The sequence below is a fragment of the Methylobacterium sp. TK31 genome (assembly GCF_055361545.1).
The window spans coordinates 2,687,993-2,707,603 of record NZ_CM143964.1 but is presented as its reverse complement, the minus strand read 5'-3'; the positions used below and the strand labels follow the sequence as shown (position 1 = coordinate 2,707,603).

Here is a 19,611-nt window from a genome sequence, read left to right as displayed (position 1 = left end):
CCCTGTTAGGCTGCGCGACCGCGGAGGGTCGAGCGGACGCGCTGCCGCTGCGGCATCCGGTTCGCTTCAGACAACGTTAACCCTGTTCGGTCGAACGATGGCACCGGACGTGACCGATCCCATCGTGGGCGCCCGCTCGAGGAGCCGATGCACCGTCTGATCCCCGCAATCCTGCTGATCCTCGCAATCCTGCGCCTGCCCCTGGCGATCGCCGGTAGCCTCGTCGCCCTCGCTCCTGCTATCGGGGTCCCGACGATCGGGATTCTCGCGGCGGACCCGGCCGCGGCGCAGGAGCCGCTGTTCATCCGAATCCGTCCCGGCGCCGAGCCGGCGCCCGGCCTCGGCGGGGGCGGCGCGTTCGACGAGGCCGCCGCCCAGGCGGCACGCGCCCGCAGCGAGGCGGTCTGGCAGCGGGCGGAGGCGCGCTCCCGCATCGCCATCGCCTCGATCTGCACCGGCTGCCTCGTGGCCCTCCGGCCCCCGGCGCCGCCGGTCCCGGCCGCTCCCGTCCGCGCCGATGCGGACGACCCGACCCCCATCGCGGCCGATCCCGCGGCCGCTTCCCTTCCGCCCCTCGCACAGGCAGACGCTCCATGACGCAGTCTCATCCGACCAGCGGCGCCGTTCCCGATCCGGATTGCCCGGTCTCCCTCGAACTCCTCGGCCAGGTCTACCGGGCCGACGAGGACGACCTGCCCGAGATCCTCGACGCGATGTCGACGACGACGCGGGCGCGCCTCGCGGTCTACCTCTACGGCAAGAGCCACATGCACCAGCTCGGCCTGCGGGTGGCCCGGGCCTGCGAGCGCGAGGACCTCGTGCGCGTCGCCGACGAGATCGGCTCGGTGGTCTACGGCCAGTCCCGCCTGAAGCCGGCCCGCCCGGCGACGCCGAGCCCCGCCGCCGCGCCCCCGAAGAAGATCAGCCTCGGCGGCTCGGGCACGAAGAAAATCAGCCTGGGCGGCTCCGGCGCGAAGAACCGCCTGTTCGACTGAACCCGGGCACGTCCGCGGACGCTCCGGCGGCGCGGGCGCGTTCCCATCCGGCCGGGCCGCTGCGGCGGCGCGCCGGATCCGATTCGCAACGAGACCGGCTTGAAGAGTGGATGCTGATGTTCGGTTCCTGGTGGAAGCTCGGCATGGACGCGACCCTGCTCGCCATGGAATCGCAGCAGGTCATCGGCCTGCGGCTCGCCAAGCTATCGACGGGCGGCGCGGCGGCGCAGGCGGAGGCCCAGCGCATGATCACCGAGAAGATCCTGGCCGCCAACGAGGCCGCCCTGCTGATCGCCACCGGCGGCTCCACCGCCCGTGTCGTTGCCGGCTACCGCCGGACGGTGCAGGCCAATGCCCGCCGCCTGTCCAAGGGCTGAGCGGGGCCGATTAACGCCCGCTTAACCATCCGGTTTCATCCTCGCCCGGGACGTCGGACCGACCGGACGAGGAGAGACCATGACCCCCTTCGAGCAGCAGGTGCGCGAGCGCGCCTATCATATTTGGGAAGACGAAGGCCGCCTGCACGGCCACGCCGACGCGCACTGGCTGCGCGCCGAGAACGAGATCCTGACCCCGTCGCGGATGGGCGTCGAGGTCATCCAGGCCGCCACGGCGGACGTCACCCTGTCGGCCAGCCCGGCCGCGGTGCTCGCCGAGAGCCTGAAGGCCAAGCCGAGCCGCAGCCGCAGCGCCGGCGCCAAGGTCGAGACCAAGCTCAAGGCCGCCACCGAGACGAAGACGGCCAAGGCGGCTTCCGCGAAGGCGCCCGCGGCCAAGGCAGCTGCCGCCAACGCTGCGACGACCAAGGCCGCGACGACCAAGTCGCCGGCAGGCAAGTCTCCGGTAAGCAAGGCTTCGGTGAGCAAGGCTCCGGTGAGCAAGGCCGCCGCCGCGAAGACCCCGCGGGCCCCGGCCCGCGCCCGCGCCGTCGAGACCGTCGCCACCGTGCATTGAGGCGCGCGGCCGGAGCGCTCCGGCCCCGCCATCGGACGAAGAGATCAAGCCCGCTTCGCCGGACCGGCGGGGCGGGCTTTCTGCTGGGTTCGGGAAACGGCCGTAAAACAGGGCTGCGAGGGGCTGGCGCAGCGGAAGTCCTCCTCGGGTGGCGCCGGAACGAAGCGGAACCTTGACCGTTGTCAGGCCAGACCCAGACACGCGCGTGCGGTCCGGACGGCTGCGCGCATCCTCACGCGAGGCTTCCATGAAGACGACGATCTCCACCCTCCTGGCCCTCAGCCTGGCCGGCCTGCCCATCGGCGCCGTGGCGTCCCCCGCGGGCTTGCGCGGCGGCCCGGCCCTCATCGACGTCGACACCACCGGCGGCGTCGGCGGCCGCGCGCCGTGGAGCCGCCCCTACGAGTACGATTCGGGCGGCGACAACGATCGCCGGCCCGAGCTGCCCTACTACCAGCAGGGCCGCGGCCAGCAGACCGGCGGCCCGGCCCGCAACCTGCTCCCGGATGACGGGCTGCAGATCTTCCCGCGCTGATCGGACCGGCGAATCGAATCGCGCCATCCGGGCGGAACAGCCCGGGTGGCCATCCGTTCGCTCGACGGAGCGTCGGCGTACAGCCCGGCGCCGAACCGGTTCGGGACGACGCAATGACCAAGACCGTACGGGCGGCCATCTTCGATATCGACGGCACCCTGCTCGACAGCGTCGACCTGCATGCCCAGGCCTGGGTCGACGCCTTCGCGCATTTCGGCGTCGCCGTCAGCCACGACGCGGCCCGCAGCCAGATCGGCAAGGGCGGCGACCAGTTGCTCCCGGTCTTCCTCGACGAGGCGCGGATCGCGCGCGAGGGCGAGACCATCGAGGTCTACCGCTCGGACCTGTTCAAGCGCGACTACCTGCCGAAGGTGAAGCCCTTTTCCGGCGTGCGGGCCCTGTTCGAGCGCCTGAAGGGCGAGGGCCTGACCGTCGCCCTGGCCTCGTCGGGCAAGGCGAAGGAGGTCGAGCATTATCAGGCGCTGATGAAGATCGAGGACCTCACCGACGTCGTCGTGAGCTCCGACGACGTCGAGCGTTCGAAGCCCTTCCCCGACATCTTCCAGGCCGCCCTGAAGAAGCTCGCCCCCCTGACGGCCGCCGAGGCGATCGTGATCGGCGACACGCCCTATGACGCCGAAGCCGCCGCGAAGGCCGGGCTGCGGACCATCGGCGTCCTCTGCGGCGGCTTTCCGGAGGCCGGTCTCAATGAGGCCGGCTGCATCGCGATCTACAAGGACCCGCAGGATCTCCTCGACGGATACGCCTCCTCGCCCCTGGCGAAGTGACCGGCGAAGAGATCGGCTGAGAGATCGGCGAAGGGCCGCGCATCGATTCGCGCGGCCGGCGTGGTAAACGGGCGACCAGGGCGTGGGATCTGACGCGATCCACACATTTCCCGCTTAATCCCGTTTTGTTCCCGCACGCAGAGCAGGATTGCGTGCCGGCTATGGATAGATGGCAAAAAACTCTAGCCGAGGCCCCGGGGATGGCGTAGCAGGCCGGCCGTGATCGCGCCCGATCACGCCCTCGATCTCGCCACGGATCCCCGGACCATGCTCCAGTCGGCCCAGACGACCTCGAAACCGCATCCGGTCAGCGAGCCGACCTCCCTGCGGACGCTCATCGACGCGGCGGTCCAGGACCGCACCACGCCGATTAGCCGGCTGCTCCGCCTGATGGCCGCCCTCGACGCGGACACCAACGACAACGAGAATCTCCGGCACGTCCTGCGGGCCCGGATCGGCGCGCCGCTCAGCGTCTGAGCGCGCCGGGCGGCCGCTTCGCGTCCCTTTAGGACGCGCGCGCCCGCTCTCGCCCGCGCGGTCCGGGTTGCGCGCGCTTCATGCAGGCGAAGTAGAGCTGCCGGCCGATCGCGTAGAGGCCGAGCCCCTTCGGATCGGGCGTCGAGAACACCCGGCTCCGCGCCTCGTTCCGGCAGGCGGCGTCCTGCGGACTCTGGATCGGCGTCGATTCGCCCTGCGCCGCGGCTCCTGAAGCCGCCAGCGCGAGTGCCGCGGCGAGCGCCGGCCCGGTCCATCCCATCGTCGTCATCCTCTCTCCTTCATCTTCGGTGGGGCGCGTCAGGGCATCACCCAGGCGCATTCGCTCTCACCGGCCACCCCGAGGCATTCGAACGGCGCACCGCCCACCATGGCGCGGTGCTCGGCGGCGCCGATCCGCGCGCGGGGAATCCGGCGGCAGCCCGGATGCTGCGGCAGGGCCGCTTCGGCCGCGGCCCTGTCGCCCTGGGCCATCAGAACCCGCAGCTCGACCAGGGTCTTGCAGGCCACGACGTCGGTCGGTTCGGCCAGCTGCGCATTTGCCGTTGCGACCCTTGCCGTCAAGACCCCTGCCGTCGCGGCGGCTCCGAGAAGGGTTGCCAGGAGGACAGCGCCTAGGGGACCGGGGCGGAGCGTGAGGGTCATCGGCGAGCCTTCTCGGGTGGCGGGGACCGGTCGGGCGGCGCCGGCTTGTCGGAGGGCCGCGGCTTGTCACCCGCGCGGGGCTTCGGCCCCGCCTCCACGGGCTTCGCCGTGCCGGCGACGACCCAGTGGCAGATGCTCGTGGTCCGCAGGGTCAGGCAATCATAGGCGCTGCCGTTGAGGGTCAGGTGCTCGGCGATCTCCGCCACCGTGTCGCGGGGGATGGCCGCGCAGCCGAGATGGTCGGCCTTGTCGTCGCCGAGGAGAACCACCGCCGCGGCCGCATCGTCCTTGCTCTGGCGCAGGAGCAGCCGGAGGTTGGCGAGCGAAGGGCATCCGACCGCCGGGGACGAAGCCGGCTGGGCCGCCGCGGCGGGAGAATGCGTCGGGCAGGCGAGCGCCAGGGCGAGCAGGGCGGGGCGAAGCGCAGGCATCGGGTCGAATCTCGGCGGGACGGCCGCCCGGGCGGGCCGCCGGGCTATAACGCGCGGCATCGCAAACCGCACCACGCCGGTGGCGCGTTCAGCCACCGGAGCGGCGCAACTTGGCGAAGCGCTTGATCGCGCGCTCCCGGCGCAGGCGGGACAGCCGCTCGATCCAGAAGATGCCGTCGAGCTGGTCGATCTCGTGCTGGAGGCAGGCCGCGCGGAACCCCTCCGCCTCCTCCTCGCCCTCGGCGCCGTCGAGGGTGCGGTAGCGAACCCGGATCCGCACCGCCCGGTCGACCACGTCCATCACGCCCGGCATGGAGACGCTGCCCTCCTGCTGCGGGCCGCGCTCGGGCGAGGCCCAGACGATCTCCGGATTGACGTAGGCCGCGATCGGCTCGCCGGGTTCCATCCGCAGCAGCACCAGGCGCTGCGCACGGCCGATATGCGGCAGGGTGAGGCCCAGCGCCGAGGCCGCCAGCATCACCGCCTCGAGATCCGCGGCCGAGGCCCGCAGGGCGTCGTCGAACTCGGTGACCGGCTCGGCCGAGCGGCGCAGGCCGGGGTCGGGATAGATCAGCAGGGACGGAGCGGACACGACGGCGTTTCCAGCGGGATATGGGAGTCACGGATGCGCGAGGCGGGCGCCCGGCGGCTGCCGTGGCCCGTGCCTTGCGGCGTCCGGCCCGAGCGACACGCCCGACCCGGAGACGGAATGGCACGGCCACCCAGCGAGACCCAACCCCCCAAGGCCGCCCGGCGGTTCCTGCGGCTGCGCGATTCCGGCGAGGTGATCCTCGTCGCCCTGACCACGCTTCTCGGCATGCTCTGGGCGATCGTCCTGGTCACGCATTTCCACGAGCCGCTGAGCGGCATCGGCCAGTCGCTCTGGCTGACGCGCTGAGCCTCAATATTCCCACTCGGCCCCGACGCCCACGGCGGTGCGGCCGTCGCTGCCGGCCTCGCCCTGGATCTTGACCCGACGGGTCACGTCGTAATCCACCGTCGCCGCGGTGTCGGCGGGCTTGGCGCCCGCCTTGACGCCGACGCTGAGGCGGTCGCTGAGATAGCGCGAGGCGCCGAGCGCCGGCCCGCCGCTGGCGCCGGTGGAGACGTCGAGGCTGTCGAGCCCGAGGCCCTTGCGCGCCTGCTCGAAGACGTCGACGCCGCCGGCCCCGCCGGAGAACTGCGCCACGGCCTGGGCGAGCTGCAGCGCCTGGAATGGCGACAGGCCCCCCGAGGCCTTCTTGAACAGCAGGCGCGACAGCACTTCGTCCTGCGGCAGGCTCGGGTCGGAGGTGAGGAGGAAGCTCGGCTGGTTGGCCGGGCCTGTCACGGCGATGCGCGCCGTGACCTCGGCCGCCTTGGTCTCGGCGATGAAGTCGAGTTCCGGGGTGGCGATCTCGCCACCGAAGGTGAGGCGTCCCCGGGTGAAGTCGAGGCGCTGGCCGACGACGCTGAGGCGCCCGCGCCGCATCTCGAAATCGCCGGTGGCGTTCGGGTCTCGCGAGGAGCCCGTGAGCCGCAGGGCGCCGCCGAGCTCGGCGTCGATCCCGCGCCCGCGCACGAAGATGCGGCTCGGGGCGTTCACCGCGATGTCCAGGGTGGCGTCGAAGGGCGGGGCGGCCTTGCCGCGCTTGCCCAGGGCCGCAATCTTGGCGCGACGGTCGGCCCGGGCGGCGAGACGGGCGCGCACCTCCGGTGGCGTGTTCACCCGGCGGATCTCGGGCAGGGGCTGCACGGTGGCGGGCAGGCGGTCCGGCACCGAGACGTCCACGGAGAGGAGCTCGATCCGGCCGGCGACCTTCGGGGTCCGGGCCAGCGGTCCCGTCAGGGCGAGGTTGAGGCTCGCCACCGCGGTCATCAGCGGACTCGAGACGAGTTCGGCCCGCTCGGCGGTGAGCCGGAGCGTGCCCGGGAAGCCGGCGGCGGGCTCCAGTGCCACGCGGCCGTCCCCCCGCAGGGTCCCGCCGTTGCGGGTCTGCGCGGTCAGGCGCTCCACCACCAGGGTGTCGCCGCGCCCCGTCACCCGACCCTCGATGTTGGTCAGGCGGATGCCCTGGAGCGGATCGGTGAAGGAGCCGCCCGTGAGGGTGGCGGCGCCCTCGGCCCGCGGGGCGGCCAGGGTGCCGGTCACGCCGGCATCGAGGGCGATGCGCCCGGCGACGCGCTGTCCGCCGACGCTGAGCAGGCTGTTGGCCAGGGCGGCATCCAGGGTGCCGCGCAGCTTCACCGCCAGGGCCTCGCCGGGGGCCACGGGCAGGGAGCCGGTGACGGTCATCTCGGCGCTGCGCCCGGCGGAGACCCGCCCGTCGATGCCGGCGCGACCGTCGCTCACCGTCCCGCTCGCCCGGGCGTCGATGGGCGGCAGGCCGGCCTTGCGGGTCTCGGGGGTGACGAGGCGGGCGACCGTGAGGGCGTAGCGCCCCTCGGGGCGGTCGGCGGAGCCGCGCAGGTCGGCCTCGCCGTCGAGGGCCCCGGTCAGGGCGAGGCCGGGCGCGGCGATCCGGGCCAGCGCCAGGGGGAGGGCGCGGATGCCGAGCTTGAGGTCGAGGGCCTGCCCGACCCGGCCGGACAGGCTCAGCCGCCCGCTGCCGGCGGCCACCACGAGATTGTCGACCACGGCCGAGCCGCCGTCGAGGGTGACGCTGGCGGGGCCGGCCAGCGCCAGCCGGTCGCCGCCCCGGGCGGCGGAGAAGCGCGCGAGATCGATGCGGGTGCGCTCGCCGGGAACGAGGCGGGCGGCGCCGTCGAGGTCGAAGCCGCGCGCCTTCGCCGTGAGGGTGATGTCGCTGGCGCTGGGCGCGCCCACCGCCACGAGGCGGATCGTGTCGAGGGTCTGACCGGCCGCGACGATCCGGTCGGCATTGACCCGGCCGTCGACGATGGGCCGGGCGAGCAGGTCGCGCCCGGTCAGGTCGGCCTCCAACCGCGACAGCCCGGTCTCGCCGAAGCGCAGCGAGGTCCCGGTCGCCCTGACGGCGGCGTCCTGGCGGCCGCCGGCCCGCGACAGGGTGACGGCGGCGTCGAGATGGCCCGCCATCGGCGTCAGGGCGAGGGGCGCGAGGTCGTCGAGGTTGCCGGCCGCGAGGGTGAGGGCGCCCTCGCTGAGCAGGGTCCGCGCATCGACGGCGGCGCGGCCGTCGAGGGCGACGGAGCCGAGCCGGAAGGCGAGCCGGTCCAGAGACCAGTCGTCGGGCGTGCGGCGGGCGACGTGCGCATCGCCCGTGAGCGCCTTGCCGGCGACGTCGCCGGAGAGGCGCAGGATGCCGTCGAGCGCCCCCGTGAGGTCCTTCAGGACGGCCTCGACCCGCAGGTCGCGCAGCGGCCGGCCGAGGGCGCGGGCCTCGCCCGCCGTCAGGGTGGCGGTGAGGTCGGGCTTCTCCAGGGTGCCGGTCAGCCGCCCGTCGAGGAGCGCGCGCCCGGCGAGCTTCGGATCGAGGGTCGAGAGATCCTTCAGGTCGACCACGAGCTTGGCGTCGGCGAGGCGCGCGGTGGCGCGTCCGTCGAGGCGCCCGACGATCTCGGCACCCTCGAAGCGGGCGCCGTCGAAGGCGTAGCCGTCATAGACCTGGGAGAGCCGGCCGCTGAAGCGCGGCGCGGGCCCGAGGGTGCGGTCGAGGGCGGGGAGCGAGAGGACGAGGCCGCTGGTGCGCAGGTCGACATCGGCACCGACCGCCTTGCGGGCGGGGTCGCCGGTGAGCGCGGCCCGCGCCGTCAGGGTGCCGGCGAGGGGCCGGCCGGCGACCTCCGAGAAGGCGGCGAGGTCGGACAGGGCCGCGTCCACCGTTCCGTCGAGGATGTTCTGGCCGATCCGGCCCGCATAGGCGGCCTTGGCGGTCGGCCCGTCGAGCCTGAGTTCGGCGACGTCGATGACGTTGTCGGGCTGCAGGGTGCCGCGGAAGGTGAGGGCGGCTCGGGTTCCGATGGCCCGGCGCAGGGCCGGGTCGGCGAGGCGCAGGCCGTCGACCTTCGCATCGGCCGCGAGGGCGAAGCGGGCCGCGGCGGGGTCGGGTCCGGCCGGCAGCATCGACAGGGTGGCGTCGATCCGCTCCAGGGCGGAGCCGCCGGCGCGCAGGCCCGCGGCCTTCAGCGTGCCGTTGACGGTCGGCCGCGCCACCGGACCCTTCAGGCTGCCGTCGAAGACCAGGGTGTCGAGTTCGGCATCCGCCGCCTTGGTGACACCGCCCTCGGTGGGCACGGCCCGGGCGGAGACGAGGAAATCCGCGACCCGGTCGGCCGCGAGGGTTCCCCGGGCGTCGAGCCGGGCGGTGCGCGAGGTCAGTTCCAGGCGGTCGATGCCGAAGGCGCCGCTGTCGGCGAAGCGCAGGCCGCCCTCGAGCTTGGTGGTGCCGGAGAAGATCGCCGCGGCCGGTCCGGGCAGCAGTCCCTCGATCCGCGAGGCGAGGTCGAGGGCGAGCCGGCGCTCGGCGCCGATGCGGGAGATCCGCGCGGTGCCGCGGGCGCCGAGGTCCGGCCCGGCATCGAAGTCGAGGCGGGCGTTCCAGGCGTCCAGCGTGCCGCGCCCGTCGAGGTCGAGATTGATCGGCGGCGTGCCGGGCAGGTTGGCGGCCTTGGAGAGGAGCCCGCCGGCGGGCTCCACCAGGGTGGTCTTGAGCTCCAGGGTCGCGCCCTTCGGCACGAAGAGCAGCCGCGCCCCGAAGCGGCCCTCGGCGTCGAGGCGACGCACCGCGACGTCCAAGTCGAGGCCCTCGGACGGGGCGCCGAGCTTCGCCCGGCCCTGGGCGGTCAGGCGGGCCGGCTGCCCGGCCAGGGCCTCGCCGAGGACGAGTTCGGCCAGGGTGAAGGCCTTCACCTCCACCTTCACCGGCAGGTCGGGGAGCAGCGATCCGTCGGGCTCCGGCGTCGCCGAGACCGGGGCGGGGAGGGGCCGGCGCAGGACTTCGAGGCGCCCGACCTCCAGGCTCTCCACCTCGAGACGGCCCGACAGCAGGGCCAGCCGCCGCCAGACCAGCCGGGCCCGGTCGAGCTTCAGCCAGACGCCGTTGGCGTCGCTGATCGCCACGTCGCGGATGGTGGCGTCGGAGGACAGGGCGCCGTCGACCGCCCCGATGGCGACCCGCGATCCGGGCGTCGACAGGGCCTTCGACAGGAGTCCGCCGAGCACGGTCTTCTCGCCCTCGTCGGCCCGGGTGAGGGTGGCCGGGCTCGCGGCGAAGAGGGACATGCACAGGATGGCGGCGAGGCGCAATCTCCCTCCCCCCTCTGCGGGGGAGGGTGCCTGCGGAGCAGGCGGGAGAGGGGAGCCCGCTGTCCGAAGATGGCGCTGCCCCTCACCCGGTCGCTGCGCGACCACCCTCCCCCGCAGAGGGGGGAGGGTCGCGATGCGGGCGAACAGTGCGGTCCAGAAGGCCATCAGAAGGACTGCCCCAGGCTGATGTACAGGGCCACCGGGCGCTCGCGGTTGCCCTTGATGCGGTCCATCGGGAAGGCGACGTCGACGCGGATCGGGCCGATGCCGGTGTAGTAGCGCAGGCCGAGGCCGACGGCGTAGCGGATGCGCTCGTCGAAATCGGGCAGGCTGCCGGCGAAGGCGGTGCCGGCATCGATGAAGGGCACCACGCCGATGGTGTCCGTGACCTTGATGCGGGCCTCCACGGACGCTTCGAGCAGGCTGCGGCCGCCGATGGGCAGGTTGAACGGCCCGCGCGGGCCCAGCGTCCGGTAGGGGAAGCCGCGCACCGAGCCGCCGCCGCCGGCGAAGAACCGGATGTTGGCCGGGATGTCCTCGAGGTTCGCCCCCGAGATCGAGCCGAAGCCGATGCGGCCGGCCAGGATGTAGCGGGCCTCGTCGTCGAAGGCGTAGTAGGTCGAGCCCTGCGCCTTGGCGACGAAGATCGACGGATCGGAGCCGAGGAAGCCCGCATAGGGCGTCGCTGAGGCGGTGAGGCGCACGCCCTGGGTCGGGTCGAGCAGGTTGTCGGTGGAATCGTAAGCCACCGAGAGCGGCACGCCCACGAGCCGGTAATCGACCTTGCCGAGGGCGTCCTGCGAGCGCCCGGCCTGCCCGTCGACGCCGATCTGCGCGAAGAAGCTGTCCGAGAAGCGGTGGCGCAGGGCCACCGTGCCGCCGGCCGCGTCGCTGACGTAGGATTGCTGCGCCTCGCGGCCCGCGAAGACGTTGGCGATGAAGTCGTTGCGGGTGCCCCAGAGGGCCGGCTTGACGAAGGTGGCGGAGAGGCGTCCGCCCAGACCGTTCGAGTCGATGCCGGCGGCCTTGCGCTGCTTGGCGTAGAGGTCGTTGCCCAGGTAGTAGATGTCGGCATCGACCCGGAAGGTCTCGCCGCCGCCGAACAGGTTGCGGTTGGCGTAGTAGGCCCGGATGCCGGGGCCGTCGACGGTGGAGTAGCGGGCCGCGACGCCGATCAGGTTCTTCTCGCGCTCGGTGACGTCGACGAAGATCGGCAGGTTGCCCGAGGGATCGAGGGTCTCGCCCTCGCGCACCCGGATCGAGCCCAGACCCTCGACCTTGGCCACCGAGCGGCGGATGTCGGAGACCGCCTTCGGCGAATAGGGGTCGCCCGGCTCGGCGTAGATGAACGAGCGCACCACCGCCGGATCGATGTCCTGCGTGCCGCGCACCGCGACCTCGCCGAGGCCGGCGATCGGGCCCGGGTCGATCGTGAAAGTGACGTCCATGACATGGGCCGCGTCGTCCACCACGGGATCGCGGGAGACGGCCTTCGCGAAGGGATGGCCGAGCGCGCGGAAGCGGTCGACGATCTTGGCCTCGCGGGCCAGCACCGTGGCCGAGCGGGCCGGCACGTCGTCGCCGACGCGGGTGAAGCGCCCGGGCAGGACCTCCTCGGGGAAGGGGTTGCCCCGGGGGTCCCGGGCCGCGACCGAGCGCAGGGTGTAGAGCGGGCCGGGATCGACCACGACCTTGACCGGCACCAGGGCCCGCGACCGCGAGGCCTCCGCGGCGCGAGCGGCGGCCACGACGGTGGACTCGCCCGCCAGCACGACGCCGTCGATGCGGATCGTCACCGTGCCCTGGTAGTAGCCGTAGCCGGAGAGCACGTCCGCGAGGCGGCGCTGGTCGGCCTCCGCCCGGCGGACCAGGCCCTCGCCGTCCGGCGGCGCCTCCTGGCGCAGGCGGTACAGGGTCGAGGTGTCCTGGAGCGCGCGCAGGACGTCGTCGTCATCGACGCCCGAGACCTTGACCGTGTAGGGCAGGGCGCCGGCGCTCGGGGCCGGCGGCTCCTCCTCGGAACCGAACAGGCCGAAAAGGTCGAAGGCCGAGGCCGGCCCGGCCGCGAGTCCGCCCACGGCCAGGCCGAGCGCGAGCGGCCACGCGGCGGCGGCGAGCCTCCAGAACGATGCGCCACGAACCCGCCCCCGAATTCGCGTCACGAATGGCCGTTCCCGCGAGCCGGGCGCGATCGCGTCCCCGGCTCTGGTCGCTGCAGCGCAGGCCCCGCCATCCCATCCCCTTCATCGAACCGCGGCCCCGCCGGCGGTCCCGCATCCCATCCTGGTCGGAGTCCCCTTCGACCCCCTTAATCTGGTCCGCAGACTACCGTCCCGGCGCCGGTGCAGCAACCAAGGCGGGCCCCGCCGCCCCCAGGCGCAGCGCCGGTTGCGCGCTTCGCCGCAGGGGGGCGGGTTTCGGCCGTCGTCCAGGGAACCCGGCTTTGCCTTGCGCCTTGTCCTTGCGTCGCAGGCTTCCTACTTTTGTAACCATCGCACCATGGCCGGATTTCACCGGGTCGCACACCCGCCATTTCGTCGGAAATGCATGCCAGTCCCGATCGCGGGTGCCGCTTCGATCGCATCCCATTCGAACACCCTGCGCCTCGGGCGCCCGCGCGTCTGCGCGCGGGTGCCGGGCAGCCGATGGCAGGCAAAGCAACGTTTCAGGAGAACAGCACCATGAGCACGGGTACCGTGAAATGGTTCAACGAGACCAAGGGCTACGGCTTCATCCAGCCCGATGACGGCGGCAAGGACGTCTTCGTCCACATCTCCGCCGTGGAGCGCGCCGGGATGCGCAACCTGATCGAGGGTCAGAAGGTCTCTTACGAGATCGAGAACGACCGCCGCACCGGCAAGCAGTCGGCCGGCAACCTCCAGGCCGCCTGATCCCGGCGGCCGCGTCCCGGTTGCCTGAGACCGGGCCCACGGTGCTTCCCGATTGAGTCCGCTGCCGACTGAGGCCGCTCCTGACTGAGGCATCGTGTCAACAACCCGACAGAAGCCGCTCGCCGAGGGGCGGCTTCTGTTGATTCCCGGCAGTCCGTCAGGCATGGGGCTGCTGCGATGCAAGACTAGCCGAAAACTTGATTCGCTTCACGACCCCATGCCGCGCGTGCTCCACGCCGGATGCGGGCGACACACCACATGAGAAAGGTCAGATGGGCGCCTTCGACTACAGGAATTTCGACGACCGCCGCAAGAACTCCCTCAGCGCCAAGCAGATGCTGCTGGAAAAATTCAAGGCCCGTCCTCCGGCCGACGATCCGGAGATGATCGCCAAGGCGCAGGCCCGCGCCGAGGTCGCCCGCGCCCGCGAAGAGCGCGCCCGCGAGCGCGAGGCTGCCCGGATCGCCGCCGAGAAGGCCGCGGCGGAGGAGAAGCGGGCCCGCGAGGAAGCCGAGCTCGCCGCTCAGATCGCCCGCGAGGAGGCCGAGGCCCTGGCTGCGGCCGAGGCGAAGGCCGCCGAGCTCGCCGCCAAGAAGGCGGCCCGCGACGCCCGCTACGCAGCCCGCAAGGCCAAGGCGCGCCGCTAGCCCGGACCGACGCGCCGCCCACCCGTGGCGGCGCCTGATCCGGTTCCGGACACGAAAAAGGGCCGACGCAGTGCGTCGGCCCTTTTTGCTGAACGATCGCGCAAGCCGGGCCGGAGCCTCAGGCTTCGCTGCGGTCCCCGGACTCGTGGTTGTCCGTCTCGCCGTCCTCGTTCTCGGTCTCGGCGGTCTCGTGACCCTCGGTCTGGGCCTCGGCCGGCTCGGTGGTCTCGCCCTCGGGACGCGGCCCGGCCTTGAAGGTGCGGCGCGGCGCGTTGGCGCGCTTCATCTGCACCGGCTTCTCGATGGCGCCGAGGCGCTCGGACAGGAGCTTCGCGCGCTCGTTGAAGTCATTGGTCGAGCGTGACTGGGATGCACCGCTCTTGAACGCATTTGCCACTTGGGCCTCATGGATTTGCCCAGGGCACGGGTTCGTGCGGGGTTGGCTTCTTCTAGCACGTCCGGCGCCCCGCGTCGGCTTTTATCTTCCCGCCCCCGGCGATGGACCGGCCGCCCCCGGCGATGGACCGGCCGGACCTTAGAACCGCGCCGTCAGGAACAGGCGCACGTTGCGGCCGGGCAGCAGGATCTCGTCCTTCTTGAACGACGCCGAGTTGCGGATGTCGTCGTTCAGGAGGTTGCGCCCCTGCAGGCCGAGGGTGAACGCGCTCGCGCCGTAGATCGCCGGGTCCACAGTCTTGGTGTAGCTCACCTCGGCGCGCAGGTCGTTCCAGCCGGGCGTCACCGTCTCGAAGGGCGCGATCTCGACATGGTCGAAGGCGTGCAGCAGGTTGACCCGGGCGAACCAGCCGTCGGTCGCCAGGAAGACGCCGCCGCCGAGGCGGTGGGGCGGGATCCGCGGCACGTAGGAGCCGTCGTCGAACTGCGCCCGGACGAAGTCGTACTGCGCCTCGATTCCGGCCCAGCCGTCGCCCACCGGGATCAGGTCGAGCTGCGCGGCGATCTCCGCCCCGTAGAAGGTGGCGTTCTGCTGCGAGTAGACGATCTGCCGGAGTTCGTCCCCGATCCCGCAGGAGGCGAAGTCGTCGTCGCAGCGGTTGCCCGTGTCGCGCTTGTAGATGAAGCCGGTATAGCGGGTGTAGTAGCCCGTGGCGTCGAGGCGCAGCGGGCCTTGCGCCCGGCGCAGGCTCATCTCCACCGTGCGGGCGCGCTCGAGCTTCAGGCGCGGATCGCCGATCTCGAAGGTCTCGGTGGCGTCGTGCGGCCCCTGCGAGAACAGCTCGTAGGCGGTGGGCGCCCGCTCCACGTAGGAGCCGTTGACGCTGGCCACGAAGCCGTAAGGCAGGTCCTGCAGGGCGCCGACGCTCGCGCTCTTGGGCGCGAACCGGCGCGTCAGGCCGAACGAGGCCGGGTCCTGCCCCACCACCGGCAGGTAGTCGCTCGGGAAATCCACCGCGGTGCTGGCGGAGCGCGCGCCCTCGATGCGCCCGGCCGCCTGCAGGCGCAGGCCCTGGCCGAGATTGAGCTGCTCGAAGAGATAGACCGCGTTCGAGCGCGACTCGGTCGGCGGCAGGAAGCTCTCGCCCTGGGTATTCAGCACGCGCCGGCCGCTCTGCACGCCGAGGGCGCCCGTCAGCGTGCCGAGGGGGGTGAAGACGGGCACGTGCTGGGCCTCGATGCGCCCCTCCGCCTCCCGGCTCTTGAAGGTAGCCTGGATGCCGTCGATGCCGTCCGCGCCGATGCCGCGCTCGTCGTGCCGGTAGACCGAGCCGCCGGCCCAGAACCGGATCACCTCCAGCGGGCCGTCGAGCGGCCGGTACTCGCCGCGGGCGAGGACCCGGTCCTGGCGCGGGTCGAGGCGGGTCCGGCTCTCAGCCGCCTCGCCGCCGGGGATCTGGTAGAGCGCGTCGTAGTGGCTGAACGAGATGCCCACGAAGCCGCGGTCGCCGATGGCCGAGATGCCGACGGAGCCGCCCTGGGACTCGGTGGCCGAGTTGCGCTGGATGCCGCCCGGGATGGCGTAGCTGTCCGTGGCGCTGCGGAAGCCGTCGGCATGGACTGCGATGCCGTCCTTGCCGGCATCCACGGTCGCGGCGCCGAGCCGCCCGTTGTCGACGCTGGAGAATCCGGTGGTGACCTGCCCCGAGACCCCGTTCGCCGGGATGAAGGTCGGGACGCGGTTGTTCTCGGCCGAGACGACGCCGCCGATCGCCCCGGAGCCATAGCGCAGGGTGGCGGGCCCACGGATCACCTCGATGCGATCGCTGACCAGGGGATTGACCGGGACGGCGTGGTCCTCGCCGAGATCGGAGACGCCGTTGTTGATGACGCCGTTCTCCTGGATGCGCACCCGGGCATTGTCGAGGCCGCGGATGATCGGGCGGCTGGCCGCCCCCGGCGCGTAGGTCGAGGAGGAGATGCCGGGCCGGTCGAACAGCGCGTCCCCGAGGGTGCGCGGCTGGTCGCGGGCGATCTGCTGCTGCGTGACAACCGTGACCGGCGAATAGGTGTTGGTCACCACCGGGAGCACGCCGACCGGGAAAGCCGCCCCGGAGCCCGAAGCGCCCCCCGTCCCCGAGACGGGCTGGATCGGGCTCGGCGAGGTGACGCTGAGCTCCTCCAGGGTCGCCTGGGCCTGCTGCGCCGCCGCGGACCCCGCCCCGAGACCGGCTCCCGCCGAGACACCCGCCAGGGCCGCCCCGGCCCACACCATCCGCGATCGCCGCACGCGCGCACCCCGTTTTCAACGTTATAATGTTTCGTGCCGCAGATGTTATAGTATGACAAGTGCGGGGAGCCGAACGGCTCCGCTTCCCGCCGCCCTGTGGCCCATGCGCATCATCGGCGGCCCGTGCGGGGCCTGCGCTTCGGCGCCCCGGATGATCCCCGGCCCGTGGACGTCGCGCGGGCGCGTCCCCACACCGCGCCGCCCGGGGCGGAACTCCGGAGCGCCCGGGCACATTGCGCAAACATGTCCGATTTTCCCCCCCACGACCGGCCGAGCGCCGATGGCCGGCGCGCCGCCGGCGGCCTGCGGGTCACCGTCGACCTGAACTTGTGCCAGGCCTACGCCCAGTGCTGCTACGCGGCCCCCGACCACTTCGTCCTGAAGGGCCGCGAGGCCCTGCACTACGACCCGGCGCCCACGGCGAGCGCCCGCGACGACGTCGAGCGCGCCCGCATCGCCTGCCCGGTCCAGGCCATCCGCGTCGAGGATGCCGGGGCCAATTCCCGATGACCGACGGACCGTCGCGTGCCGTGGTGGTCGGCGCCTCCCTCGCCGGCCTGCGCGGGGCCGAGAGCCTGCGACAGGCGGGTTTCACCGGGCCCCTGACGATCATCGGGGCGGAGCCCCACCGGCCCTACGACCGGCCGCCGCTCTCGAAGGCGGTGCTGACCGGCGAGGTTCCGGCCGATGCGACGGCCCTGCCGAACCTCGCGACCCTCGAGGCCGACTGGCGCTTCGGCGACCCGGCGACGCACCTCGACCGGAGCCGGCGCACGGTGACGCTCGCCAGCGGCGAGGCGGTGCCGTACGACCGGCTCCTCATCGCCACCGGCGCCTCGGCAAGGGCCTGGCCGAACGCCGCGGAAGCGGGTCTGGCGGGGGTGCACACCCTGCGCGGGCGCGACGACGCCGAGGCCCTGCGGCGCGACCTCGCCGCCGGCCCGGACCACGTCGTCATCATCGGCGGCGGCTTCATCGGCTGCGAGGTCGCGGCCTCGTGCCGGACCCTCGATCTGCCCGTCACCCTGGTGGAGACCGGCCCGACCCTGCTGGCGAAGGTGCTGGGCCGGCATCTCGGCTCCGTAGTCGAGGCGCTGCATGCCAGCCTCGGCACCACGATCCGCAGCGGGGTCAAGGTCGCGGCCCTGGAGGATGACGGCGCCGGCCGCGTCGCCGCCGTGCGCCTCGCCGACGGCACCCGGCTGCCGGCCGACGTCGTGGTGGTGGCCCTCGGCGCCGTGCGCAACACCGGCTGGCTCGCCGGCTCCGGCCTCGCCTTCGATGAAGGCGGGATCGACTGCGACGCGCAGGGCTACGTCCTCGACGGGTCGGAGCGGCCCGACACCCGGATCGCGGCCGCCGGCGACGTCGCCCGCTTTCCGCATCCGCTCTATCCGGGCCGGCGCATCGCCCTGGAGCATTGGGGCCACGCCGTCGCGCAGGGCCGGCATGCCGGGCGGCTGCTCGCCGGCCCCGCGCCCGAGCCCTACGCCGAGGTGCCGGCCTTCTGGTCGAGCCAGGGCGGCATCACCGTCAAGTCGGTGGGCCTGACCGAGGGCGCCGACGGCTTCGTCGTGGCCCGGGGCAGCCTCAAGGAGGGGCGGTTCCTGGCGGTCTACGGCCGCGAGGGCCGCTGCATCGCCGCCGTGGCCTTCGACTGCGCCCGCTGGCTCCCGACCTATGCCGAGCACATCGCGGCCGGCGCACCGTTCCCGCCGGAATCCGGCGGCGTCGATGCCGGCCCCTTCACGGTGCTGCCGCCAGCCTTCCCCGAACCTGCCGAGAAGGACAAGGCATGAGCGACCACACCCTGTTCGCGCAGATCAAGGACGAGGCCGCCCGGACGGACCCGTACCCGCTCTTCGCCCGCCTGCGGGAATGCCCGGTCTCACGCCAGGAGGACGGCACCTACGTGGCCGCCTCCCACGCGGCGATCGCGAGCCTGCTGCACGACCCGCGGGTGAGCTCGGAGACCCTGCCCCCCGCCGACCGGCCGAAGACCGGCAACCCGCTCAAGGACTGGCTGGTCAAGCCGGTGCGCGACCACATCACCGACACCCACCGGCCCTTCATCTTCCGCGATCCGCCGGACCACGACCACCTGCGCGCCGCGGTGATGCAGCAATTCACCCCGCAGCGGGTCCAGGCCCTGCGGACGCGCTCGCACGTCCTCGTGGACGAGATCCTCGACAAGCTCGGCGACGCGAAGACGATCGATATCGTGGACGACCTCGCCTACCCGCTCCCCGTGACGGTGATCTGCGAACTCCTCGGCATTCCGCCGGCCGACGAGGCGCAGTTCCACGGCTGGGCGACGCAGCTCGCCACCGCCCTGGAGCCCGACACCCTGCAGGACGACGACCTGCGCGCCGAGAACAGCCGCACCTTCGACGCCATCTCCGAGTACATGCAGGGCCTGATCGCGGAGAAGCGCAAGGACCCCAAGGACGACATGCTCTCGGGGCTGGCGACGGAGGGCGTCGAGGGCCGGGGCCGCATGAGCGACTTCGACCTCATCGCCACCGCGATCCTGATGCTGGTGGCCGGGCACGAGACCACGGTGAACCTCATCACCAACGGGATGCTGACGCTGCTGCGCCATCCGGAGGAGTTCCGCCGCCTGCGCGAGGACCCGAGCCGGGCCCCGCGCGTCGTCGAGGAATTGCTGCGCTACGAGCCGCCGGTCCAGTTCCGCACCCGCAAGACCCTGTGCCCGATCACCCAGAACGGGGTCACGATCCCCGAGGGCGCGCCCCTGGTGCTGCTGCTGGCCTCCGGCAACCGCGATCCCGAGGTCTACGCCGAGCCCGACCGCTTCGATCCCGACCGGACCGACAACCGCCATCTCGGCTTCGGCGGAAGCCTGCATTACTGCGTCGGCGCGCCGCTCGCCCGCTTCGAGGTCGAGGCCGCCCTGGTCGCGCTCACCCGCCGCCTGAAGAACCCGCGCCTGACAGCGGACCCGCCGCCCTACCGCCCCGGTTCGGCCCTGCGCGGGCCGAAGCACCTGCGGCTGACGATCGACGGCATCGCGCCCTAGGGGCGAGACCGCGCGGCAAGACCGGCGCCCGGACCCGACGGGCTCGGCGCGCGATTCCGTCTGCCATGGACCCAAATCTGTCGTGCGGACGGCCGTCGATGCTGCCCGAACGTGGCCCTGCGTGGGCTAAGACAGTTTCCCGCGGAATCGTTCGGGTTCCAGCGCGGGTCCCCTCTCCTGGCAGGAGAGGGACAGGGTGAGGTGTGTGATCTTTCCGGAGATGGACCACACCTCTCCCCAACCCTCTCCTGTCAGGAGAGGGAGACCGGCGCGCACAGGCTGACCGAAGCCATCATCC

At 72.7% G+C, this 19,611-nt stretch carries 21 protein-coding genes; 13 read left to right on the top strand and 8 right to left on the bottom strand.

Annotation, left to right across the window (positions count from 1 at the left end):
* Positions 1 to 147: 147 nt before the first annotated feature.
* The 7 genes from ACXJY8_RS12530 (at position 148) to ACXJY8_RS12500 (ending at position 3,749) form a co-directional block, all read left to right on the top strand.
* Complete coding sequence (locus ACXJY8_RS12530; protein ID WP_463769321.1) at positions 148 to 597, top strand: hypothetical protein; 450 nt, start codon at positions 148 to 150, stop codon at positions 595 to 597.
* Complete coding sequence (locus ACXJY8_RS12525; protein ID WP_056475038.1) at positions 594 to 995, top strand: hypothetical protein; 402 nt, start codon at positions 594 to 596, stop codon at positions 993 to 995. The genes ACXJY8_RS12530 and ACXJY8_RS12525 overlap by 4 nt, the downstream gene beginning before the upstream one ends.
* A 116-nt stretch (positions 996 to 1,111) precedes the next feature.
* Positions 1,112 to 1,372, top strand: a complete 261-nt coding sequence (locus tag ACXJY8_RS12520) for a hypothetical protein (protein ID WP_463780592.1) — start codon at positions 1,112 to 1,114, stop codon at positions 1,370 to 1,372.
* Positions 1,373 to 1,451: 79 nt separating this feature from the next.
* Positions 1,452 to 1,949, top strand: a complete 498-nt coding sequence (locus tag ACXJY8_RS12515) for a DUF2934 domain-containing protein (protein WP_463769319.1) — start codon at positions 1,452 to 1,454, stop codon at positions 1,947 to 1,949.
* A 247-nt stretch (positions 1,950 to 2,196) separates the two neighbouring features.
* Positions 2,197 to 2,484, top strand: a complete 288-nt coding sequence (locus tag ACXJY8_RS12510) for a hypothetical protein (RefSeq protein ID WP_463769317.1) — start codon at positions 2,197 to 2,199, stop codon at positions 2,482 to 2,484.
* A 113-nt stretch (positions 2,485 to 2,597) separates the two neighbouring features.
* On the top strand, positions 2,598 to 3,272 hold the full coding sequence (locus ACXJY8_RS12505) for an HAD family hydrolase (RefSeq protein ID WP_463769315.1): 675 nt from the start codon (positions 2,598 to 2,600) through the stop codon (positions 3,270 to 3,272).
* A 219-nt stretch (positions 3,273 to 3,491) separates the two neighbouring features.
* On the top strand, positions 3,492 to 3,749 hold the full coding sequence (locus ACXJY8_RS12500) for a hypothetical protein (protein WP_463769313.1): 258 nt from the start codon (positions 3,492 to 3,494) through the stop codon (positions 3,747 to 3,749).
* A 28-nt stretch (positions 3,750 to 3,777) separates the two neighbouring features.
* On the opposite strand, the gene ACXJY8_RS12495 is transcribed toward ACXJY8_RS12500, so the two are convergent.
* From ACXJY8_RS12495 to ACXJY8_RS12480, 4 genes are all read right to left on the bottom strand, one after another.
* Positions 3,778 to 4,038, bottom strand: coding sequence for a hypothetical protein (locus ACXJY8_RS12495; protein WP_463769311.1), 261 nt, complete (start codon positions 4,036 to 4,038; stop codon positions 3,778 to 3,780).
* 29 nt (positions 4,039 to 4,067) lie between these two features.
* Positions 4,068 to 4,412 carry a hypothetical protein gene (locus ACXJY8_RS12490; RefSeq protein WP_463769309.1) on the bottom strand — a complete coding sequence of 115 codons (345 nt, stop codon included), beginning with the start codon at positions 4,410 to 4,412 and terminating at the stop codon, positions 4,068 to 4,070.
* Positions 4,409 to 4,843, bottom strand: coding sequence for a hypothetical protein (locus ACXJY8_RS12485; protein WP_463769307.1), 435 nt, complete (start codon positions 4,841 to 4,843; stop codon positions 4,409 to 4,411). Before ACXJY8_RS12485 ends, ACXJY8_RS12490 begins: the two co-directional genes overlap by 4 nt.
* A gap of 88 nt (positions 4,844 to 4,931) precedes the next feature.
* A complete protein-coding gene (locus ACXJY8_RS12480; RefSeq protein WP_463769305.1) occupies positions 4,932 to 5,435 on the bottom strand; it encodes a peptide deformylase in 504 nt (167 codons plus the stop codon).
* A 117-nt stretch (positions 5,436 to 5,552) separates the two neighbouring features.
* Between ACXJY8_RS12480 and ACXJY8_RS12475 the strand changes: the two genes are divergently transcribed.
* The gene (locus ACXJY8_RS12475; RefSeq protein WP_463769303.1) at positions 5,553 to 5,741 is read left to right on the top strand and encodes a hypothetical protein; all 189 of its coding nucleotides are present in this window, start codon (positions 5,553 to 5,555) and stop codon (positions 5,739 to 5,741) included.
* 3 nt (positions 5,742 to 5,744) lie between these two features.
* Here ACXJY8_RS12475 and ACXJY8_RS12470 read toward each other — a convergent pair whose 3' ends face one another.
* Both ACXJY8_RS12470 and ACXJY8_RS12465 read right to left on the bottom strand, forming a co-directional pair.
* Positions 5,745 to 10,025 carry a translocation/assembly module TamB domain-containing protein gene (locus tag ACXJY8_RS12470; protein ID WP_463780590.1) on the bottom strand — a complete coding sequence of 1,427 codons (4,281 nt, stop codon included), beginning with the start codon at positions 10,023 to 10,025 and terminating at the stop codon, positions 5,745 to 5,747.
* 188 nt (positions 10,026 to 10,213) lie between these two features.
* Positions 10,214 to 12,133 carry an autotransporter assembly complex protein TamA gene (locus tag ACXJY8_RS12465; RefSeq protein WP_463780586.1) on the bottom strand — a complete coding sequence of 640 codons (1,920 nt, stop codon included), beginning with the start codon at positions 12,131 to 12,133 and terminating at the stop codon, positions 10,214 to 10,216.
* A 597-nt stretch (positions 12,134 to 12,730) separates the two neighbouring features.
* Between ACXJY8_RS12465 and ACXJY8_RS12460 the strand changes: the two genes are divergently transcribed.
* Positions 12,731 to 12,940 carry a cold-shock protein gene (locus ACXJY8_RS12460; protein WP_055952791.1) on the top strand — a complete coding sequence of 70 codons (210 nt, stop codon included), beginning with the start codon at positions 12,731 to 12,733 and terminating at the stop codon, positions 12,938 to 12,940.
* 272 nt (positions 12,941 to 13,212) lie between these two features.
* Complete coding sequence (locus tag ACXJY8_RS12455; protein ID WP_463769301.1) at positions 13,213 to 13,587, top strand: DUF6481 family protein; 375 nt, start codon at positions 13,213 to 13,215, stop codon at positions 13,585 to 13,587.
* A gap of 118 nt (positions 13,588 to 13,705) precedes the next feature.
* Here the strand turns inward: ACXJY8_RS12455 and ACXJY8_RS12450 are convergent, their stop codons facing one another.
* Entirely contained in the window at positions 13,706 to 13,984 is a 279-nt protein-coding gene (locus ACXJY8_RS12450) for a hypothetical protein (RefSeq protein WP_463769299.1), read from the bottom strand.
* A gap of 138 nt (positions 13,985 to 14,122) precedes the next feature.
* A complete protein-coding gene (locus ACXJY8_RS12445) occupies positions 14,123 to 16,258 on the bottom strand; it encodes a TonB-dependent receptor (RefSeq protein WP_463769297.1) in 2,136 nt (711 codons plus the stop codon).
* A 258-nt stretch (positions 16,259 to 16,516) separates the two neighbouring features.
* On the opposite strand from ACXJY8_RS12445, the gene ACXJY8_RS12440 reads away from it, so the two are divergent.
* The 3 genes from ACXJY8_RS12440 to ACXJY8_RS12430 are packed head-to-tail and all read left to right on the top strand — an operon-like array spanning position 16,517 to position 19,313.
* Positions 16,517 to 16,783 carry a ferredoxin gene (locus tag ACXJY8_RS12440; protein ID WP_463769295.1) on the top strand — a complete coding sequence of 89 codons (267 nt, stop codon included), beginning with the start codon at positions 16,517 to 16,519 and terminating at the stop codon, positions 16,781 to 16,783.
* Positions 16,780 to 18,072, top strand: coding sequence for an NAD(P)/FAD-dependent oxidoreductase (locus ACXJY8_RS12435; protein WP_463769293.1), 1,293 nt, complete (start codon positions 16,780 to 16,782; stop codon positions 18,070 to 18,072). Before ACXJY8_RS12440 ends, ACXJY8_RS12435 begins: the two co-directional genes overlap by 4 nt.
* The gene (locus ACXJY8_RS12430; protein WP_463769291.1) at positions 18,069 to 19,313 is read left to right on the top strand and encodes a cytochrome P450; all 1,245 of its coding nucleotides are present in this window, start codon (positions 18,069 to 18,071) and stop codon (positions 19,311 to 19,313) included. The genes ACXJY8_RS12435 and ACXJY8_RS12430 overlap by 4 nt, the downstream gene beginning before the upstream one ends.
* Positions 19,314 to 19,611: the final 298 nt, after the last annotated feature.

Excerpts from the sequence above, each read along its gene's own strand:
- ACXJY8_RS12530 (WP_463769321.1), top strand. The coding sequence starts at position 148 with ATGCACCGTCTGATCCCCGCAATCCTGCTGATCCTCGCAATCCTGCGC.
- ACXJY8_RS12525 (WP_056475038.1), top strand. The coding sequence starts at position 594 with ATGACGCAGTCTCATCCGACCAGCGGCGCCGTTCCCGATCCGGATTGC.
- ACXJY8_RS12520 (WP_463780592.1), top strand. The coding sequence starts at position 1,112 with ATGTTCGGTTCCTGGTGGAAGCTCGGCATGGACGCGACCCTGCTCGCC.
- ACXJY8_RS12515 (WP_463769319.1), top strand. The coding sequence starts at position 1,452 with ATGACCCCCTTCGAGCAGCAGGTGCGCGAGCGCGCCTATCATATTTGG.
- ACXJY8_RS12510 (WP_463769317.1), top strand. The coding sequence starts at position 2,197 with ATGAAGACGACGATCTCCACCCTCCTGGCCCTCAGCCTGGCCGGCCTG.
- ACXJY8_RS12505 (WP_463769315.1), top strand. The coding sequence starts at position 2,598 with ATGACCAAGACCGTACGGGCGGCCATCTTCGATATCGACGGCACCCTG.
- ACXJY8_RS12495 (WP_463769311.1), bottom strand. The coding sequence starts at position 4,038 with ATGACGACGATGGGATGGACCGGGCCGGCGCTCGCCGCGGCACTCGCG.
- ACXJY8_RS12490 (WP_463769309.1), bottom strand. The coding sequence starts at position 4,412 with ATGACCCTCACGCTCCGCCCCGGTCCCCTAGGCGCTGTCCTCCTGGCA.
- ACXJY8_RS12485 (WP_463769307.1), bottom strand. The coding sequence starts at position 4,843 with ATGCCTGCGCTTCGCCCCGCCCTGCTCGCCCTGGCGCTCGCCTGCCCG.
- ACXJY8_RS12475 (WP_463769303.1), top strand. The coding sequence starts at position 5,553 with ATGGCACGGCCACCCAGCGAGACCCAACCCCCCAAGGCCGCCCGGCGG.
- ACXJY8_RS12470 (WP_463780590.1), bottom strand. The coding sequence starts at position 10,025 with ATGTCCCTCTTCGCCGCGAGCCCGGCCACCCTCACCCGGGCCGACGAG.
- ACXJY8_RS12460 (WP_055952791.1), top strand. The coding sequence starts at position 12,731 with ATGAGCACGGGTACCGTGAAATGGTTCAACGAGACCAAGGGCTACGGC.
- ACXJY8_RS12455 (WP_463769301.1), top strand. The coding sequence starts at position 13,213 with ATGGGCGCCTTCGACTACAGGAATTTCGACGACCGCCGCAAGAACTCC.
- ACXJY8_RS12445 (WP_463769297.1), bottom strand. The coding sequence starts at position 16,258 with ATGGTGTGGGCCGGGGCGGCCCTGGCGGGTGTCTCGGCGGGAGCCGGT.
- ACXJY8_RS12440 (WP_463769295.1), top strand. The coding sequence starts at position 16,517 with ATGTCCGATTTTCCCCCCCACGACCGGCCGAGCGCCGATGGCCGGCGC.
- ACXJY8_RS12435 (WP_463769293.1), top strand. The coding sequence starts at position 16,780 with ATGACCGACGGACCGTCGCGTGCCGTGGTGGTCGGCGCCTCCCTCGCC.
- ACXJY8_RS12430 (WP_463769291.1), top strand. The coding sequence starts at position 18,069 with ATGAGCGACCACACCCTGTTCGCGCAGATCAAGGACGAGGCCGCCCGG.